We start from the raw sequence: 15,969 nt of genomic DNA on the forward strand, positions 1-15,969 counted from the left end.
CATGGCTCGTGGCCTCCTCTACGCCCTCGCCGGCGCCGCGATCGGCGCCGTCGCGGCCCGCGCCGCCTACACCGCCTTCACCCGCCTGGCGCCGCGCGCCGACGAGAAGGAGCCGGGCCGCTGGACCCGCACCAACCACCGCGGCGAGCCGATCACGCTGCTGGAGGGCCCCGCGTTCGTGGCCGGCTCCGGCGCGGCGGCCGCGCTCGCGCCGGGTCTTCCGCCCCGCGTACGCCTGGCGGCGCTGCTGGCCGGGGTCGGCAGCGGAGCGCTCGGCGCCTACGACGACCTTTACGGCACGACCAAGTCCAAGGGCTTCAAGGGGCACCTGACCGCGCTGGGCCGCGGCGAGGTGACCAGCGGTGCGGTCAAGATCCTCGGCATCGGGGCCACCGGGCTGGGCGCGGCGGCGCTCGTCTCGCGGGGGCCGGTCGACACGCTGGTCAACGGCGCGGCCATCGCGGGCACCGCCAACCTGGCCAACCTCTTCGACCTGCGACCCGGTCGGGCGATCAAGGTGGGCCTGCTCACGGGCGGGCCGCTGCTGGCGGCGTCGCTCTTCCGCGACGCGCCGCTGACCGCCGCGCTGACCGCCGTGCCTCTGGGCGCGGCCGCCGCGCTGCTTCCCGACGACCTCGGCGAGCGGGCGATGCTCGGCGACGCCGGGGCCAACGCGCTGGGCGCGCTGCTCGGGCTGGCCGCGGTGACCAAACTGGGGCGTCGGGGGCGGTTCGTGCTGCTCGGTACGGTGGCGGCGCTGACGGCGGCCTCGGAGAAGGTCAGCTTCACCAAGGTCATCGCCGGCAATCCGGTGCTCAACCGGCTGGACATGCTCGGTCGCCGTCCCGTCGACCCGGCGTGAGTAGCCGTCCCGTCGCTGTGGCGTGGTGTGAGTCGGTGTCCTGTTAGGTGATGGGGCGCTCTGCGCGATTGTCGGTGCGGCCTGCCAGGATGTTCGCGTGATCGGGTTCGGGGCGGGGCGGGTGTGGTGAGGGAGCGGCTCGTCCGCGGCGTCGCCGGTGGGGCGCTGCTCATCGGGGCCATCACCGTGCTGGCCCGGGTCGCCGGGTTCGCCAAGCAATACGCGTTCGCCCAGACGGTGGGCACCAACTGCCTGGCGACGGCCTACGCCACGGCCAATGGGATCCCCAACATCGTCTTCGAGGTCGTCGTCGGCGGCGCGCTCGCCGGGATGGTGGTCCCGGTGCTCGCGGGAGCCGGGCCGGGGCACGATTCGAGCGGCGGCCCGGACCGGGAGCGGATCGGGCGGATCAGTTCGGCGCTGCTGAGCTGGGTGCTCGTGGTGCTGGTGCCGCTCGGCGTGCTGACCGCGGTGCTCGCCGGGCCGATCCTGGGGCTGTTCTTCGGTAACGCGGTGCCCGGCTGTGACTTGAGCGAGGTGACCGCGGTCGCCACCCGCATGCTGGTCGTCTTCGCCCCCCAGATCCCGCTGTACGGCGTCGCGGTCGTCCTCTACGGCGTGCTCCAGTCCCACCACCGCTTCGCCGGGCCCGCCGTCGCCCCGCTGGTGTCCAGTCTCGTGGTCATCGTCGCCTACCTGCTGTTCGTGCCGCTCAGCGGGGGCGTCACCGATCCTGGCCGAGTGCCGGTGCCCGCCGAGCTCGCGCTGTCCGTGGGCACCAGCCTCGGGGTGCTGGCCCTGGTGCTGACCGTGATCGGACCGGTCGCCGGGCTCGGGTTGCGGTGGCGGCCCACGCTGCGCTTCCCCGACGGCGTGGCTGTCCAGGTGCGCAGGCTCGCGCTGGCCGGGGTGGCCGCGCTGATCGCCCAGCAGGCCGCCATGGCCATGGTGGTCGTGCTGTCCAACCGGGAGGTCGGCAACGGGGCCATCGTGGTCTACAACTACGCCTGGGCGATCTACCTGGTGCCGTACGCCGTGCTGGCCGTGCCCATCGCCACCAGCGCCTTTCCGCGGCTGTCCGCGCAGGCGGGAAGCGGTGACACGGCGGGGTTCGCGGCGCTCGCGGCGCGGACCACGCGGGCGGTGGTACTGGTGTCGGGGCTGGCCGCCGGGGTGCTCGCCGCGGTGGCCGAGCCCGGGGCGGTGGTGTTCCTCGGCTTCAAGAGCGACGTGCCCGCGCCGGATTTCGCCCGCGCGATCGCGCTGTTCGCGCCCGGGCTCGTCGGCTACGGGCTCATCGCGCAGCTGAGTCGTGTCCTGTACGCGGCCGGGCGCGGGCGGGCCGTGGCGACGGGCACCGTGCTGGGGTGGGGCGTCGTCATGGTGGCGCAGACCGTGTTCGCGCTGACGTTTCCCGGCGGCTGGAAGCTCGGGGGACTGGCGCTCGGCATGACCACCGGGATGACCGTGGGGGGCGCGCTGCTGCTCGCCTCGGTGGTGCGGGCGCGGGGGCGCGTCGCGGTGGCCGGGCTGGGCCGGGCCGCGCTGGCCTCGGTCGCCGGTGGTGGCGCGGGTTACCTCGCTGGAGCGGCGGTCGTGGGGGTGCTGGGGGCGCGGGGCATCTGGCCCAATGTCGGGGCGACCGTGCTGGCGGCGCTCGCGGCGGCCGTCGCCGGTGGCGTGGTGGTGGCGCTGGTGGACCGGCCGACGGCTCGGGCGGTGGCCGGTTCGTTCAGGCGTGGATCTGGGAAGTGAGGAGCGGCTGTGCGGGTGGCGTTCGTGCTGGGCACCACGTCCGGGGGGACGGGACGGCATGTCCGGATGCTGGTCGAGGGGCTCATCCGGCGTGGCCATCGCGTGGTGGTCGTGGGGCCGGGCAGCGTCGAGGAGCAGTTCTCGTTCGAGGAGACCGGGGCCCGGTTCGTGGAGGCGCCGATGTCGGATCGGCCGCATCCGGTCAATGACCTGCGTGCCGTACTCGCGATCCGGCGGGTGACCAAGGACGCCGACGTGGTGCACGCCCACGGCCTGCGGGCCGGGGCGCTGGCCGGGCTGGGGCTGTGGGGCCGGTCGGCGAGCCGGGTGCCGCTGGTGGTGACGCTGCACAACGCGCTCACCGCCGGAGGGCTGATCGGGGTCGTCTATGGCGGGCTCGAACGGATCGTGGCCAGGCGGGCCGATCAGGTGCTGGTCGTCTCGCCCGACCTGGGGGAGCGGATGAGGGTGCTGGGGGCGCGGGAGGTGGGGCCGGCCGTGGTGCCCGCGCCCGTGCCGCGGGCCGCCCGGCGGTCGCCGCAGGAAGTCAGGGCCGAGTTGGGAGCCGGGCGGCGGCCGATCGTCCTGACCGTCGCCAGGCTGGCCCAGCAGAAGGGCTTGGAGACCCTCCTCGACGCCGCTCGCGGGCCCTGGGCGGGCGAGGATGAGACGCCGCTGTTCGCGGTGGCGGGGGATGGGCCGTTGCTCGGCGAGTTGCGGCGCAGAATCGAGGCCGAGGCGCTGCCCGTGGTGCTTCTGGGCAACCGGGATGACGTGCCCGACCTGCTCGCCGCCGCGACCGTCGTGGTGTGGGCGAGCAGATGGGAGGGCCAGCCGTTGAGCGTGAGCGAGGCCCTCATGGTGGGGCGGCCGGTCATCGCGACGGCGGTGGGCGGGGTGCCCGATCTGCTGGCCGGGGCGGGGATCCTGGTGCCGTACGGGGACGTGGCGGCGCTGCGGGGTGCCGTACAGGATGTGGTCGGAGACGGCGCCGAGGCGGCGCGGCTGGCCGCGGCGGCGGCGCGGCGGGGGGCGGAGCTTCCCGATGCCGACGAAGCGGTGGAAAGTGTGCTGAACGTCTACGGACGGTCAAGACAGCACGAATGATTAGGCGAGACTTACGCGTTCTCATATACTGCGTGCGTTAGGGAGGGGAGTATCCCTTCGCGGCAGCCTCGTCATCACGGTGTAGTCCCGCTCCACGGGGCCCCCGGGGCTGCCGGTCCGCGTGCTTGGCGGGCGGGAGAGACCTCCGGCGCTCTGTTTTTGCATGCCGGAGGTAGACCACGTGATCGTACCTGTTTGGGCCTGGATCGCCGTCATAGGCGGCCTGCTGGTCGTTCTCGCCATCGACCTCTGGATCGTCGACCGCGGTGAAGCCCGTGAGTTCTCGATGCGGCAGGCCGGGTACTGGGTCACGTTCTACGTGCTGCTCGCCGTGGTGTTCGGCGGTCTGCTGTGGGCCACGCTCGGCGGCGCCAAGGCGGGGGAGTTCTTCGCCGGCTACATCACCGAATACAGCCTGAGCGTCGACAACCTGTTCATCTTCTTCATCATCATGAGCAGGTTCGCGGTGCCCAAGGCGTACCAGCACAAGGTGCTGCTCGTCGGGATCCTGCTGGCGCTGGTCATGCGCGGCATCTTCATCGCGCTCGGCGCGGCGGCACTGGAGCGGTTCAGCTGGTTGTTCTACGTCTTCGGCGCCTTCCTGGTCTACACCGCGATCAACCTGATCCGGCAGCACCTCAAGGGCGACGAAGAGGAGTTCAACGAGAACATCCTGCTCAGGTGGGTGCGCAAGGCCTTCCCCACCACCGAGGGCTACGTCGGGTCGAAGGTCACCGTCAAGATCGACGGGCGTCGGATGGTCACCCCGATGCTCATCGTGATGGTCGCCATCGGCAGCACCGACCTGCTGTTCGCGCTCGACTCGATTCCCGCCATTTTCGGACTCACCAAGGACCCGTTCATCGTCTTCGCGGCCAACGCGTTCGCGCTGATGGGACTACGTCAGCTCTACTTCCTGCTGGGGGGCCTGCTTCAGAGGCTGGTCTACATCAGCTATGGACTTGCGTTCATATTGGGCTTCATCGGGGTTAAGCTCATATTGGAGGCACTGCATGCCAGCGAGGTCTCCTGGGCGCCCGAAATCCCCATCTGGGTCTCGCTCACGGTCATCGGCGCCACCATGGTCATCACCACCGCGGCCAGCCTGATCAAGGCCCGTGTCGATGTGCGCAAGGGCGAGGAAGCCAGCAGGGCTAGCTAAATGGCTTTCGAGGCGCTTTGCTTGAGAAGTTGCGCCGTGTAATAGTTGCTGACTCTGTAACATCACGGCAAAGCGCCCAGTCCAGTCACCATCGAAGGTTGTACGTGTCAGACGATTCTGCCAAGACGGGCCGCGTGCGGCTCGCGCGCGGGGTGTCCCCGTGGCTCTTCCCCACCGTCGCCGCCGCGGCCACCACCGCGCTGCTGACGCGCCGGGACCGTCGATGGGCGCTGGCGGCCGTGCCGCTGGGCGCCCTCACCGGTGCCATGCTCTGGTTCTTCCGTGACCCGGACCGCACGCCGGGCGAGGGGCGGATCCTGTCACCGGCCGACGGCGTCGTGCAGAGCATCGACCCGCAGGCCGACGGGCGTACCCGCGTCGCGATCTTCATGAGTCCGCTGAACGTCCATGTGAACAGGGCCCCCCTTGCGGGAAATGTCACCTCCGTGCAGCATGTGGCGGGTGGGTTCCTGCCGGCTTTCAACAAGGACAGCGACCAGAACGAACGCGTGGTGTGGCATTTCGCGACGGCGCTCGGCGACGTCGAGATGGTGCAGATCGCAGGCGCGGTGGCGCGCAGGATCGTGCCATACGTGACCGTCGGCGCCAAGGTCTCGCAGACCGAGCGGATCGGGCTCATCAGGTTCGGTTCGCGGGTCGACATCTACCTTCCCGAAGGGATCTCGTCCGCGGTTTCCGTGGGCGAGAAGACGGTTGCGGGGGTGACCAGAATTGACCGCGGCTGACGCCGGCAGCTGGCAGGCCGACGACGAAGAACCTCGAGGACCCGTCGGCAAGGCGTTCCGCCTGTCCGCGGCGGACTCGCTCTCGCTGGGCAACGCCATCTGCGGGTTTCTCGCGGTGTGCGTCCTGGCCTCATCGGCGATCCAGTCGCTCAAGGCCGGGGGCGACTTCACGCCCGCGCCGAGCTACTTCGCGACCGCCGTGGTGCTGCTGCTCATCGGCGCCACCTGTGACCTGTTCGACGGCCTGGTCGCGCGGCGCTTCCGCGCCTCCGCCATGGGCGCCGAGCTCGACAACCTCGCCGACGTGATCAGCTTCGGGTTCGCGCCCGCGTTCATGGTCGTGATCTGGGGTGGTTTCACGGACAAGGTGCCGTTCGCCGCTGTGGTGGCCGCCGCCGCGGCGGTGCTGGTCGCCGGCGTCGTCCGGCTGGCGCGGTTCGCCTGCGTCAAGACCAAGAGCGGCGACTTCATGGGCCTGCCCATTCCCATGGGCGCCATGACCGTCATCTCGATCGTGATGCTCTTCCAGCCGAGCCTTTACTCGTTGCTCGCGGTGCTCGGCGTGGCCTGGCTGATGGTGAGCCGGATCGAATACCCCAAGCCCAAGGGGCAGCTCGCCGCGGTGGTGCTCGGGTGGATCATGATCAATGTGGCCTTCCTGACCTTCTGGGTGGCCTGGCCCGAGGGTGGCGACCTGCCCATCAAGATCGGCGCCACCATGCAGATCGCGCTCGTGGCGGCGATCCCGCTGCGGGTGCTGTTCTACAAGCGTGAGCAGCGCAGGGAAGCCGAGCGCATCGGCAGCTGAGCGGATACGTCCGCCGTCATCCGGGTGGTGATGGAGCCATGTCGGCCACGCCGCGCGAGCACACGCGTACGTACTTTCTCGCGAAGCTGGCCAGGGAGCTGGAGCTGCACGGGCTGACCACCACCCTGCTGCCATACCCGCCCGCGCTGCGGGTCAGCGATCCCGACACCGCGATGCTCGTCGAGACCGTCGACTGCGTGCCGCTGCCGGAGGGGTGGTTCTACCGCTGGTCGTGGGGCGAGGTCGTCGGTCTCGCCGACGATCCCGCCCTGGCGGCTCAGCGGATCGCCCGAGTCCTGGCGAGCCGCTGAGGTTGGCGGGTCTTACCAGCCTCGGGCCTTCCATTCCGGCAGGGACGGGCGCTCGGCGCCGAGCGTGGTGTCCTTGCCATGGCCCGGGTACACCCATGTGTCGTCGGGCAGCCGGTCGAAGATCCGCTCGGCGACATCGCCGAAGAGCTGGGCGAAGCGCTCCGGGTCCTTCTGCGTGTTGCCCACCCCGCCCGGGAAGAGCGAGTCGCCGGTGAACAGGTGCCGCCCCTCGTCGCCGCCGTCGTACAGCAGGGCGATCGAACCCGGCGTGTGACCGCGCAAGTGGATCACCTCGAGGTCGGCCACGCCGACCGTGATCCGGTCGCCGTGCTCGACCGTGCGGTCCACCGGGATCGGCAGGCCGGGCGCGTCGAGCGGGTGCGCGATCACCTGGGCGCCCGTCACCTTGGTCACCTGCTCCAGCGCCTGCCAGTGGTCGCCGTGCTGGTGGGTCGTGACGATCGCGCTGATCGGCTGGTCGGTGATGAGCGCCAGCAGCCGGTCGGCCTCCGCGGCGGCGTCGATCAGCAGGCCGTCACCGGTCTGGGTGCAGCGCAGCAGATAGGCGTTGTTGTCGAACGGCCCCACTGCCAGCTTGCAGATCGACAGCTTCGGGAGCTCGCGTACGTCGGCGGGACCGCCGACCTGGACGTCACCTGTGTAGGTCATGGATAGTCCTTCGGGGGCGTCGCGGGCAGATCAGCGGGGGCGGGCATCGTCATCCAGGGCGGCGCCACGGGAACCGGCGTTGACAGCCGCCCCTCCGTCACCACCCTAACGCCCGTGCCGTCGGATCTCCCGATGAGCCATGCCAGAACGTCGGCCGCGTCGCCCTCGACCGCCGGCCCGGGGCCCAGGTCGCGCCACGTCCGCCCACCGCGCAGGGTGATCTCGCTGACGGTGCTTCGCGCGTACGGCCAGCACCGCAGGCAGTCGTGGAGCTCCCGGTCGACGAACGTCTCCGGCCAGTCCGCCGGGCCGTAGCCCGCGCCGAGGTCCACATGGTGCACTTCGACCTCGCGCAGCCGCCGTACGAGGATGTACCAGGCGGGGTGCGGCGGCGGGCGCATGCCCGAGACGGTCGCCCGCCACGCCGCCTCCGGGAGGTCGTGGATCTCGGCGGCCAGCCGGGCGTTGGCGGCCGCCAGCTCGGCGACGTGCTCGGCGGGGGTACGGCCCGCGCCCGCCTCGATGCCCTCCTCCCGCGCCGCGCCGGTCGCGTACTGCGGCGTCTCGACGCCGGTCCTGGCCCAGGTCAGCAGGTTGATGTGGCTGTCGGCGTTCCCCGCCACGTGGGCGAGCACATGGCCCCTGGACCAGCCCGGAAGGAGCGAGGGGGCGGCGACGTCGTCCTCGGTGAGGGAGGCCGCCGTGGCCTGGAAACGGGCGGTCGACGCGGCCAGCTCGGCCTGGAGCGTCAGCAGAACGGTCATGCCGGATATTTCATCATCCGGGGGGTTCTGGGGGCCGCTGGGGGCATAAAATGGCTGGTCACGCGGTTGACAGCTAAAGGCCACCTGCAGGGGTGGGAGTAGGCCGTAACCTGGTAGCGACGGATTTTCGGGGTTCGACGAGCGGGCCGCCGAAATTGTCGGAGTCCCCGTCTACCATCCCCCGTGGACCTATCCGCCTTTCGACATCCGGGATCGCCGTGGCAGACCGCCTGATCGTGCGTGGTGCACGAGAACACAACCTCAAAGACGTCTCGCTGGACCTGCCGCGAGACTCTCTGATCGTCTTCACCGGCCTGTCCGGATCGGGCAAGTCGAGCCTGGCCTTCGACACGATCTTCGCTGAGGGCCAGCGGCGCTACGTCGAGTCGTTGTCGGCCTACGCCCGCCAGTTCCTCGGCCAGATGGACAAGCCCGACGTGGACTTCATCGAGGGCCTGTCGCCCGCGGTGTCGATCGACCAGAAGGCCACCAGCAAGAACCCCCGCTCGACCGTCGGCACGATCACCGAGGTCTACGACTACCTGAGGCTGCTGTGGGCGCGCATCGGCAAGCCCCACTGCCCGGTGTGCGCGCGGCCGATCGCCAGGCAGATGCCGCAGCAGATCGTCGACCGCGTGATGGACCTGGAGGAGGGCACCCGCTTCCAGGTGCTGGCCCCGGTCGTCAGGGGCCGCAAGGGCGAATACGCCGAGCTGTTCCGAGAGCTGCAGACCAAGGGCTTCGCCCGGGCGCGGGTCGACGGCGTGATCATCCGGCTGGAAGAGCCGCCCACGCTGAAGAAGCAGGAGAAGCACGACATCGAGGTCATCGTCGACCGGCTGTCGGTGAAGGAGTCGTCGCGCCGGCGACTCACCGACTCGGTCGAGACCGCGCTGCAGCTGTCCGGCGGCACGATCACGCTGGAGTTCGTCGACCTGCCCGAAGGCGATCCCAACCGGGAGCGCTTCTACTCCGAGCATCTCTACTGCCCCTACGACGACCTGTCGTTCGAGGAGCTGGAGCCCCGCTCGTTCTCCTTCAACTCGCCCTTCGGCGCCTGCCCGGAGTGCACGGGGCTCGGCACCAAGATGGAGGTCGACCCCGACCTGGTCGTACCCGATCCGGAGTCCACGCTCCGAGACGGCGCGCTCCACCCCTGGTCGGGCGGCCACACCAGCGAATACTTCGTCAGGCTCGTCGAGGCGCTCGGCCACACCATGGGCTTCACCCTCGACACGCCGTGGGAGAAGCTGCCCAAGGCCGCGCAGAAGTCCCTGCTGTTCGGCCACGACGAGCAGGTGCACGTCCGCTACAGCAACCGCTACGGCAGGCAGCGCTCCTACTACACGACCTACGAGGGCGTCATCCCGTGGGTCCAGCGACGGCACGTCGAAGCGGAGAGCGACTCGACCCGCGAGCGGTTCGAGGGCTACATGCGCGAGATCCCGTGCCCGGCCTGCAAGGGCGCCAGGCTCAAGCCGGTCACGCTGGCCGTCACCGTCGCGGACAAGTCGATCGCCGACGTGTCGTCCATGTCGATCGGCGAGTGCGCGGAGTTCCTGTCCGAGCTCAAGCTGTCCGACCGCGACATGCAGATCGCCGAGCGGGTGGTCAAGGAGATCAACGCCCGCATGGGCTTCCTGCTCGACGTCGGCCTCGACTACCTGACCATGGACCGCGCCGCCGCCACCCTGGCGGGCGGCGAGGCTCAGCGCATCCGGCTGGCCACCCAGATCGGTTCCGGTCTGGTCGGCGTCCTGTACGTCCTGGACGAGCCGTCGATCGGCCTGCACCAGCGTGACAACATGCGGCTGCTCGACACGCTGATCAGGCTGCGCGACATGGGCAACACGCTGATCGTCGTCGAGCACGACGAGGACACGATCGCGGCCGCCGACTGGGTGGTCGACATCGGTCCGGGCGCGGGCGAGCACGGCGGCCAGGTCGTCGTGTCCGGCACCGTCCAGGAGCTGCTGGCCAGCGAAGAGTCGATGACCGGCCAATACCTGTCCGGGCGCAGGAGCATCCCGATCCCCGCCAAGCGCCGCAAGCGCGACAGGAAGCGGCAGATCACGGTCAAGGGCGCGCGCGAGCACAACCTCAAGGGCGTCGACATCGAGTTCCCGCTCGGCCTGTTCACCGCGGTCACCGGCGTGTCGGGGTCCGGCAAGTCGACCCTGGTCAACGACATCCTCTACAACGCGCTGGCCAAGGAGCTCAACGGGGCGCGCACCGTGCCCGGGCGGCACTCCCGGATCAACGGCATCGACCAGGTCGACAAGGTCGTCCACGTCGACCAGTCGCCGATCGGGCGCACCCCGCGCTCCAACCCGGCCACCTACACCGGCGTGTTCGACCACGTACGCAAGCTGTTCGCGGCCACCACCGAGGCCAAGGTGCGCGGCTACCAGCCGGGCCGCTTCAGCTTCAACGTCAAGGGCGGCCGCTGCGAGGCGTGCGCCGGCGACGGCACCATCAAGATCGAGATGAACTTCCTGCCCGACGTGTACGTCCCGTGCGAGGTCTGCCACGGCGCCCGCTACAACCGGGAGACGCTGGAGGTCCACTACAAGGGCAAGACGATCTCCGAAGTGCTCGACATGCCGATCGAGGAGGCGCTCGGCTTCTTCGACGCGATTCCGGCGATCAAGCGCCACCTGCAGACGCTCAACGACGTCGGCCTCGGCTACGTACGGCTCGGGCAGCCCGCCACGACCCTGTCCGGCGGCGAGGCGCAGCGCGTCAAGCTGGCCTCCGAACTGCAGCGGCGGCAGACGGGGCGGACGATCTACGTGCTCGACGAGCCGACCACCGGGCTGCACTTCGAGGACATCCGGCGGCTGCTCGGAGTGCTCGGGCGGCTGGTCGACGGCGGCAACACGGTGATCGTCATCGAGCACAACCTCGACGTCATCAAGACGGCCGACTGGGTGATCGACATGGGGCCCGAGGGTGGCTCGCGGGGCGGCACGCTGGTCGCCACGGGGACGCCTGAGGAGATCGCGCTGGTGGACGAGAGCCACACGGGGCGCTTCCTGCGCAAGATCCTCTCGCTCTGAGGTTCCCTTTCCTCCAGGGTCTTTCTGTACGGCGGGTGGCCGCCGTACAGAAACCCGGGGATCGGCCGTGTCCGTCGGTACGGGACGGTCGGAGCTCGGCCTGGTGATGGCCGGGGCCTGAGGGGGCGTCATGGGATGGCGGCCGGGCGGGCCTGCGGGGTCTACGTCGGGTGAGGGGCGCCGGCTCGGGATTCTCGGCCTTGCGGCGATGACCCGGACGGGGGACCGAGGGGTGTCGGCAATAAAGTTGACCAGACGATAGCGGCCTGGCCTGCAGGGGGTCAGTGGCCACGGGGAAGGGCTGACACCATGGGGATTACGGAGCTGGGCAGCGCCATGCCCGAAATCGGGCGTCGCGAGGCGCTGGGCGCGGCCGGACTGGCGGTGTGCGGTCTCGCGGTCGCGGGGTGTGGCGGCGGCGCCAGCGCGGAGCCGGCCGGGATCAAGGGGCAGGTGCTCGCCAAGACCGCGGACGTTCCCGTGGGCGGCGGCGTCCTGGTGGAGCAGTACAAGATCGTGGTCACCCAGCCGGCGAAGGGCGTCTTCAAGGCGTTCAGCGCGGTCTGCACGCACAAGGGCTGCACGGTCGGCTCGCCCGAGGAGAACGTGATCACGTGCGGGTGCCACGGCAGCGAGTTCGCCGCCGACACCGGCAAGGCGCTCAAGGGGCCGGCGACCGCGCCGCTCGTGGCCTACAAGATCAAAGTCGTGGGTGACGGCGTCGTGGTGGCCTGAACAGGTAATTCTGCGTGGTTCCCGGGATTGGCGTACGGCACGCTGAACCGGCGCGAGGGCGCTGGCCGTACCTGAAGTGAGAACTAGACCTGGGAGGACGCAATATGACCGAAACGACGCGCCGGGCGGTGGTGCTCGGGGCCGGAGGCGCCGGGCTCGCAGTGGTGATGACCGCTTGCGCGAGCTACGGCTCGCCGACGACCCAAGCGAGTGAGGCACCCGCGGCCGACGAGCCGTCGTCCGCGGCCCCGAAGAAGAAGAAGGCCGCCGGCGGCAAGGCGCTCGCCGAAACCGGCGACATCCCCAGCGGGGGCGGCAAGGTCTTCGAGAGCCAGAAGGTGGTCGTCACCCAGCCGACGGAGGGGGAGTTCAAGGCGTTCACGGCGATCTGCACCCATCAGGGATGCACGGTCGACGAGGTCGCGGACGGCACCATCAACTGCCCGTGCCACGGGAGCAAGTTCAAGATTTCGGACGGTTCCGTCGCAGGTGGCCCGGCTTCCAAGCCGCTCGAGGAGAAGAAAATCAAGGTCAGCGACGGTAAGATCACGCTTGCCTAGCGGGTCCTCATGAATTTCTCACCTGTGTGCGGTTGGGTGAGCTCATGGGAGATGACTTTCAGAGTCGCAGAGCGATGATCGCCGGTGTGGGCGTGGGTGGCCTGACACTGGCGCTGACCGCGTGTGGCAGTAACGACGCCGCGAGCGGCGCGCAGACCTCGACCGCCGACACGCAGTCGAGTGCTCCGGCGGCCGCGGGTGGCGCATTGGCGAAGACCTCCGACATCCCCGTGGGCGGGGGGACGGTCTTCAAGGAGCAGAAAGTGGTGGTGGTGCAGCCCAAGTCGGGCGAGTTCAAGGCGTTCAGCGCGATCTGCACCCACCAGGGCTGCACGGTCGGCGGCGTCGCGAACGGGATGATCGACTGCCCGTGCCACGGCAGCAAGTTCAAGATCGACGACGGATCCGTCTCCGCCGGACCGGCCAAGAAGCCGCTTCCTGAGCAGCAGATCAAGGTCGAGGGAGACCAGATCACGCTCGCCTAGGCGCACGCCCGCCGTACCAGGACGACTGGTACGGCGGGCCGCCTTGTCGGTGGGGCCCGTTAGTCTTTGAACGTGGCGAGATCAGTGCGCAGTCCCCTGAGTTTCCGCCCCCAATCGGGGTCCATTCCCGACTCTCCGGGGGTCTACCGGTTCAGGGACGCGCATGGCCGGGTGATCTACGTCGGCAAGGCCAAGAGCCTGCGGCAACGGCTCAACTCCTACTTCGCCGACTTCTCCGCCCTGCATCCGCGCACGCAGACCATGCTCACCACCGCCGCCGACGTCGACTGGACGGTGGTCGGCACCGAGGTCGAGGCGCTGCAGCTCGAATACTCCTGGATCAAGGAGTTCGACCCCCGCTTCAACGTCAAATACCGCGACGACAAGTCCTACCCCTACCTCGCCGTCACCATGGGCGAGGACTTCCCGCGCGTGCAGGTGATGCGGGGCGCCAAGCGCAAGGGCACCCGCTACTTCGGCCCCTACTCCCACGCCTGGGCCATCCGCGAGACCGTCGATCTGCTGCTGCGCGTCTTTCCCGTCCGCACGTGCAGCGCGGGAGTGTTCAAGCGCGCCGGGCAGATCGGCCGGCCGTGCCTGCTGGGCTACATCGACAAATGCTCGGCGCCGTGCGTGGGCCGGGTCACCCCGGACGAGCACCTGGCCCTGGCCGAAGACTTCTGCGACTTCATGGCGGGCAACACCGGCCGCTTCATCAAGCGGCTGGAGCGCGACATGCGCGAGGCCGCCGCGGCGCAGGAATACGAGCGGGCCGCCAGGCTCCGCGACGACATCCAGGCCCTGCAGCGCGCGCTCGAGAAGCAGGCCGTCGTCCTCGGCGAGGGCACCGACGCCGACGTGATCGCGCTGGCCGAGGACCCGCTCGAAGCCGCCGTCCAGGTCTTCTACGTGCGCGGCGGCCGCATCCGCGGTCAGCGCGGCTGGGTGGTCGACAAGGTCGAGGAGAGCTCGCCGGGTGAGCTGGTGGAGCAGTTCCTGCTGCAGATGTACGGCGAGGCGGGTGCCGAGTCGATGCCCCGCGAGGTCCTCGTGCCCGTGCTGCCGCCCGACAACGAGGCGATCACCGAGCTGCTGTCGGAGCAGCGCCGCGCCCGGGTCGAGGTCCGGGTGCCGCAACGCGGCGACAAGAAGTCGCTGATGGAGACCGTCGAGCGCAACGCCAAGGAGTCGCTCGCCCAGCACAAGATCCGCCGAGCCGGCGACCTGACCACCCGCAGCAAGGCGCTGCAGGAGATCGCCGACGCGCTCGACCTCGACCAGGTGCCGCTGCGTGTCGAGTGCTACGACGTCTCCCACCTGCAGGGCGAGAACGTCGTGGCGTCGATGGTGGTGTTCGAGGACGGCCTGGCCCGCAAGAGCGAATACCGCCGCTTCGCCGTCAAGACCAAGGAAGGCGACGTCGCCTCCATCTACGAGGTCATCCAGCGGCGGTTCCGGCGCTACCTGGAGGAGCGCTCGAACACCGGGGAGCTGGCGGCCGACGACGACGCCGACGGACCCAACGGGCCGATCGATCCGGAGACCGGAAAGCCGCGCAAGTTCGCCTACCCGCCCAACCTGGTCGTGGTCGACGGCGCGGGCCCCCAGGCGGCCGCCGCCCAGCGGGCGCTCGACGAGCTCGGCATCGATGACGTCGCCGTGTGCGGCCTGGCCAAGCGGCTCGAAGAGGTGTGGCTGCCCGGCGACGACCAGCCGGTGATCATGCCGCGCTCCAGTGAGGGACTCTACCTGCTGCAACGCGTGCGGGACGAGGCACATAGGTTCGCCATCACCTACCATCGTGCTAAGAGGTCCAAGACCGTGAAGGAGAGCGCGCTCGACACCGTGCCCGGCCTCGGACCGGCGCGTCGGCAGGCGCTGCTCAAACACTTCGGCTCCGTGAAGAAGCTGCGCGAGGCCACCGCCGCCGAAATGTGCGAGGTCCCCGGCATCGGCCCGGCCATCGCCGAGGTGATCGCGTCGACGCTGAAGGGGGAGGGACAGTGAGCCCGCCGAACGGAGTGAGGCAATGAACACCGAGCCGGCGTTCGTCATCGTCACCGGCATGTCAGGCGCGGGTCGCAGCACCGCGGCCAAGGCGTTGGAAGACCTGGGCTGGTTCGTCATCGACAACCTGCCGCCAGGACTGCTGTTCGCCATGGCGGAGGAGGCGGGCAAGGTCAAGCTGGCCGCCGACAAGGTGGCCGCCGTCGTCGACGTGCGCAGCCTGGCCTTCACCAGCGACCTCAACGCCGCCATCGAAGAGCTCGAGGGCCGCGGCGTGCGGGTGCGCGTGGTCTTCCTGGAAGCCAGCGACGAAGGGCTGGTGCGCAGGTTCGAGAACGTCCGCAGGCCCCACCCGCTCCAGGGCGAGGGCCGGCTCGTCGACGGCATCGCCCGCGAACGCGGCATCCTGCGCGAGGTGCGCGCCAACGCCGACCTGGTGATCGACACCTCCTCGCTCAACGTGCACGAGCTACGCAACAAGATCGTCAACTTCTTCGGCGGCGAGGACCGGCCGGGGCTGCGGCTCAACGTGGTCTCGTTCGGCTTCAAGTACGGCCTGCCGGTCGACGCCGACCTCGTGGTCGACTGCCGCTTCCTGCCCAACCCGCACTGGGTGCCGGATCTGCGGCCGATGAGCGGGCTCGACGCCCCGGTGCGCGACTACGTGCTCGGCCAGCCGGGCGCCAAGGAGTTCCTCGACGCGTACGAGGAGGTTCTGCAGGTGATCGCCGCCGGTTACGCGCGCGAGGGCAAGAGCTACGCCACGCTGGCGGTGGGCTGTACGGGTGGCAAGCACCGCAGCGTGGCGATGGCCGAGCAGGTCGCCGGCCGGCTGCGTGACCGCGGCATGGAAGTCCAGGTCAGCCACCGGGATGTGGGGCGGGAGTGACCGATGAAGGCCAAGACCAGGGCGAGGCGGCCGTAGCCGAAGCGACGCCG

Annotated in this window: 15 protein-coding genes; 13 read left to right on the forward strand and 2 right to left on the reverse strand. The window is 69.9% G+C overall.

Going from position 1 to position 15,969, the window contains the following annotated elements; translation table 11 throughout:
• The first annotated feature begins 1 nt into the window (after nucleotide 1).
• From ACGFJ2_RS56140 to ACGFJ2_RS56170, 7 genes are all read left to right on the forward strand, one after another.
• Nucleotides 2-862 carry a hypothetical protein gene (locus tag ACGFJ2_RS56140; RefSeq protein ID WP_357958347.1) on the forward strand — a complete coding sequence of 287 codons (861 nt, stop codon included), beginning with the start codon at nucleotides 2-4 and terminating at the stop codon, nucleotides 860-862.
• Between the two features lie 126 nt (nucleotides 863-988).
• Nucleotides 989-2,617, forward strand: a complete 1,629-nt coding sequence (gene murJ / locus ACGFJ2_RS56145) for a murein biosynthesis integral membrane protein MurJ (protein WP_393483134.1) — start codon at nucleotides 989-991, stop codon at nucleotides 2,615-2,617.
• Between the two features lie 9 nt (nucleotides 2,618-2,626).
• A complete protein-coding gene (locus tag ACGFJ2_RS56150) occupies nucleotides 2,627-3,724 on the forward strand; it encodes a glycosyltransferase family 4 protein (RefSeq protein WP_393483137.1) in 1,098 nt (365 codons plus the stop codon).
• Between the two features lie 181 nt (nucleotides 3,725-3,905).
• Nucleotides 3,906-4,886, forward strand: coding sequence for a TerC family protein (locus ACGFJ2_RS56155; RefSeq protein ID WP_357958353.1), 981 nt, complete (start codon nucleotides 3,906-3,908; stop codon nucleotides 4,884-4,886).
• Between the two features lie 104 nt (nucleotides 4,887-4,990).
• Complete coding sequence (locus tag ACGFJ2_RS56160; protein ID WP_357958355.1) at nucleotides 4,991-5,632, forward strand: phosphatidylserine decarboxylase; 642 nt, start codon at nucleotides 4,991-4,993, stop codon at nucleotides 5,630-5,632.
• The gene (pssA, locus tag ACGFJ2_RS56165) at nucleotides 5,619-6,440 is read left to right on the forward strand and encodes a CDP-diacylglycerol--serine O-phosphatidyltransferase (protein ID WP_357958358.1); all 822 of its coding nucleotides are present in this window, start codon (nucleotides 5,619-5,621) and stop codon (nucleotides 6,438-6,440) included. The genes ACGFJ2_RS56160 and pssA overlap by 14 nt, the downstream gene beginning before the upstream one ends.
• Nucleotides 6,441-6,478: 38 nt before the next feature.
• Nucleotides 6,479-6,751 (forward strand): hypothetical protein, encoded by a 273-nt coding sequence (locus ACGFJ2_RS56170; RefSeq protein ID WP_393483141.1) that lies wholly within the window; start codon nucleotides 6,479-6,481, stop codon nucleotides 6,749-6,751.
• A gap of 12 nt (nucleotides 6,752-6,763) precedes the next feature.
• On the opposite strand, the gene ACGFJ2_RS56175 is transcribed toward ACGFJ2_RS56170, so the two are convergent.
• Both ACGFJ2_RS56175 and ACGFJ2_RS56180 read right to left on the reverse strand, forming a co-directional pair.
• Nucleotides 6,764-7,420, reverse strand: coding sequence for an MBL fold metallo-hydrolase (locus ACGFJ2_RS56175; protein ID WP_357958362.1), 657 nt, complete (start codon nucleotides 7,418-7,420; stop codon nucleotides 6,764-6,766).
• Entirely contained in the window at nucleotides 7,417-8,184 is a 768-nt protein-coding gene (locus ACGFJ2_RS56180) for a maleylpyruvate isomerase family mycothiol-dependent enzyme (RefSeq protein WP_358195137.1), read from the reverse strand. The genes ACGFJ2_RS56175 and ACGFJ2_RS56180 overlap by 4 nt, the downstream gene beginning before the upstream one ends.
• 218 nt (nucleotides 8,185-8,402) lie before the next feature.
• On the opposite strand from ACGFJ2_RS56180, the gene uvrA reads away from it, so the two are divergent.
• From uvrA to rapZ, 6 genes are all read left to right on the forward strand, one after another.
• Complete coding sequence (gene uvrA, locus ACGFJ2_RS56185) at nucleotides 8,403-11,243, forward strand: excinuclease ABC subunit UvrA (RefSeq protein WP_357958366.1); 2,841 nt, start codon at nucleotides 8,403-8,405, stop codon at nucleotides 11,241-11,243.
• 309 nt (nucleotides 11,244-11,552) lie between these two features.
• Nucleotides 11,553-11,978, forward strand: a complete 426-nt coding sequence (locus ACGFJ2_RS56190) for a Rieske (2Fe-2S) protein (protein WP_393483146.1) — start codon at nucleotides 11,553-11,555, stop codon at nucleotides 11,976-11,978.
• A 104-nt stretch (nucleotides 11,979-12,082) separates the two neighbouring features.
• A complete protein-coding gene (locus ACGFJ2_RS56195) occupies nucleotides 12,083-12,538 on the forward strand; it encodes a Rieske (2Fe-2S) protein (protein ID WP_357958370.1) in 456 nt (151 codons plus the stop codon).
• A 74-nt stretch (nucleotides 12,539-12,612) separates the two neighbouring features.
• Nucleotides 12,613-13,023, forward strand: coding sequence for a Rieske (2Fe-2S) protein (locus ACGFJ2_RS56200; RefSeq protein WP_363994490.1), 411 nt, complete (start codon nucleotides 12,613-12,615; stop codon nucleotides 13,021-13,023).
• A gap of 72 nt (nucleotides 13,024-13,095) precedes the next feature.
• Nucleotides 13,096-15,030 carry an excinuclease ABC subunit UvrC gene (uvrC, locus tag ACGFJ2_RS56205; protein WP_357958374.1) on the forward strand — a complete coding sequence of 645 codons (1,935 nt, stop codon included), beginning with the start codon at nucleotides 13,096-13,098 and terminating at the stop codon, nucleotides 15,028-15,030.
• Nucleotides 15,031-15,052: 22 nt separating this feature from the next.
• Nucleotides 15,053-15,919, forward strand: a complete 867-nt coding sequence (rapZ, locus tag ACGFJ2_RS56210; protein WP_357958376.1) for an RNase adapter RapZ — start codon at nucleotides 15,053-15,055, stop codon at nucleotides 15,917-15,919.
• Nucleotides 15,920-15,969: the final 50 nt, after the last annotated feature.

The organism is Nonomuraea sp. NPDC049028 (genome assembly GCF_043197735.1).
Classification (GTDB): Bacteria; Actinomycetota; Actinomycetes; order Streptosporangiales; family Streptosporangiaceae; genus Nonomuraea.

Coding starts and splice junctions, on each gene's coding strand:
- ACGFJ2_RS56140 (WP_357958347.1), top strand. CDS start 2: ATGGCTCGTGGCCTCCTCTACGCCCTCGCCGGCGCCGCGATCGGCGCC.
- ACGFJ2_RS56170 (WP_393483141.1), top strand. CDS start 6,479: ATGTCGGCCACGCCGCGCGAGCACACGCGTACGTACTTTCTCGCGAAG.
- ACGFJ2_RS56175 (WP_357958362.1), bottom strand. CDS start 7,420: ATGACCTACACAGGTGACGTCCAGGTCGGCGGTCCCGCCGACGTACGC.
- ACGFJ2_RS56180 (WP_358195137.1), bottom strand. CDS start 8,184: ATGACCGTTCTGCTGACGCTCCAGGCCGAGCTGGCCGCGTCGACCGCC.
- ACGFJ2_RS56190 (WP_393483146.1), top strand. CDS start 11,553: ATGGGGATTACGGAGCTGGGCAGCGCCATGCCCGAAATCGGGCGTCGC.
- ACGFJ2_RS56195 (WP_357958370.1), top strand. CDS start 12,083: ATGACCGAAACGACGCGCCGGGCGGTGGTGCTCGGGGCCGGAGGCGCC.
- ACGFJ2_RS56200 (WP_363994490.1), top strand. CDS start 12,613: ATGATCGCCGGTGTGGGCGTGGGTGGCCTGACACTGGCGCTGACCGCG.
- rapZ (WP_357958376.1), top strand. CDS start 15,053: ATGAACACCGAGCCGGCGTTCGTCATCGTCACCGGCATGTCAGGCGCG.